This is a genomic window from Nitratireductor aquibiodomus NL21 = JCM 21793 (assembly GCF_000615975.1).
Lineage (GTDB): Bacteria > Pseudomonadota > Alphaproteobacteria > Rhizobiales > Rhizobiaceae > Nitratireductor > Nitratireductor aquibiodomus.
Window position 1 is genome coordinate 1 of the sequence record NZ_BAMP01000174.1, and the last position, 1,793, is coordinate 1,793.

A 1,793-nucleotide genomic window follows, 5' to 3' on the forward strand; every position below is an offset into this window, starting at 1 on the left:
TGGGCGTGGCGCTCGGGGCGCGCTCGCGCAGCATCCGCGCCAGGGCGAACTCGTCCATCTCGCGCGCGAAGGCATTGGCGATGACATAGGCGGCGGCCGTGGAGCGGCTGATGCCCGCATGGCAATGCACGACCATCGGCGAGCGCCAGTCCCAGTCGCGGGCGAAATCGAGCAATTGCTCGACCTGATCCAGGGCCGGCGCGATCAGCCCCGGGCGCTGGTCCGTGATGTCGTGCATGGCCAGATGGAGACGTTTCGGAACCGTATCGATCTGGTCAAGAGCGGGCGGTTCACCGCTCGATGTCAAAGAGATCATGTGCCGCGCGCCGGTCGCTTTCAGCATGCGTTCCAGATGCGAAGCGGGGCAGACATAGAGCATCACCGGCTGCTCCCGGGCCAGCTTTCCAGCACCATACGAACGCGCTCGAAAGCCTGATCGTCTCCCGGCAGGCCGATGCGCAGGCAATCGGAACGCTCCGCGAAACGCCGCACGAGAATGCCGTTGCGGCCCAGATGATGGAAGAGCTCTGCCGCTCGGGGATGGCGCAGGAAGCGGAAGAGATCGGTGCCGGCGTCGATCTTCAGTCCTGCGTCGTCGAAAAGGGCATCGAGCCTTATGCGTGCTTGATGAGATCACGCCGCATGGCGCTCTGCCAGTCGCGGTCCGCGAATGCCTCAAGCCCGGCATGAAGCGCCGGCCCTGCAACTGCCCATGGGCCCAGCCATGCGGAAAGTTTCTGCGCAAGCTCTTCCGAAGCAAGTGCGAACCCCAGACGCAGGCCAGCGAGACCGAAGAACTTCCCGAACGAGCGAAGCACCACGATGTTGCCGGCTTCCACATCGCCGGCGAGGCTCTCGGCCTGCGGGCCGACATCCATGAAGGCCTCATCGACCACCAGAATACCGCCATTGCGGCGCAGATTTTCCGCAAGATGGAGCAATTCGCTGCGGCCGATCAGCCGCCCGTCGGGATTGTTTGGATTGACCACCACGGCAAGCCGCGCGCCATGAAGCGCATCGAAACGCTCCACCTCTTCGACCGTATGACCGGCGAGTGCGGCGGCGCGCGCGTGTTCGGCATAGGTGGGACCGAGAATGCGGGCTGGGCCGGGCGCCAGAAGCGACGCGACGAGCGGCAGAAGAAGCTGGCTTCCCGGCGCGGCGATGACATGGGCGGCAGACGGTGCGCCATAATATGCGGCGGCTCGCTCCGTCAGGGCGGCGATGTCAGCCTCTTCGGGCAGGCGCTCGACAGCGCTGGCAGGCAGGGGCGAAAAAGGATAGGGGTTCGGGTTGATGCCGGTGGACAGGTCGAGAAAGGGCATAGGCGCATCTGGAAAGAGCGCCGAAGCCTGTACGAGACTGCCGCCGTGATCGGTCACCCTGTCCGTCGCCCGGTCAGCCAGTCGAGGCCTGATGTCCATTCTGATCGTCCTTTCATCCATGCTGGTCGAGCTCGCCATCGGTTATCCGCAGCGGCTCTTTCGCCTGATCGGTCATCCCGTCACCTGGATTGGCCGTCTTATCGCGCTGGCGGACGCGCGATGCAATGTCGAAACCCTTTCGCCGGGTGCGCGCCGCCTGAATGGCGCGCTCTCGCTGGCCGTCATTCTGATGCTTGCAGGTCTGGCGGGCTGGTTGATCCAGACGGCTCTTTTCGGCTGGGCCGGGCTGCTGGTCGCCGCGCTTGCCGGCAGTTCGCTGATCGCCCAGCGGAGCCTTGCAAGCCATGTGAAAGCGGTGGCGGACGGGCTGGACGCCGGCGGGCTCGCGGAGGCCGAAGAGCGGTTTCG

2 protein-coding genes and 1 pseudogene are annotated in these 1,793 nt (G+C 65.3%); 1 reads left to right on the forward strand and 2 read right to left on the reverse strand.

All coding sequences use genetic code 11. The annotated features are described in order from the left end of the window. A partial coding sequence (locus tag JCM21793_RS22935; RefSeq protein WP_025031857.1) for a tyrosine phosphatase family protein occupies window positions 1–379 on the reverse strand: 379 nt, incomplete at its 3' end. Beyond that, window positions 379–1,424: pseudogene (gene cobD / locus JCM21793_RS27960) on the reverse strand (threonine-phosphate decarboxylase CobD). The pseudogene cobD and the gene JCM21793_RS22935, both read right to left, overlap by 1 nt. Between cobD and JCM21793_RS22945 the strand changes: the two are divergent. Continuing rightward, a partial coding sequence (locus JCM21793_RS22945) for a cobalamin biosynthesis protein (protein WP_025031858.1) occupies window positions 1,417–1,793 on the forward strand: 377 nt, incomplete at its 3' end. The pseudogene cobD and the gene JCM21793_RS22945 sit on opposite strands and share 8 nt — an antisense overlap.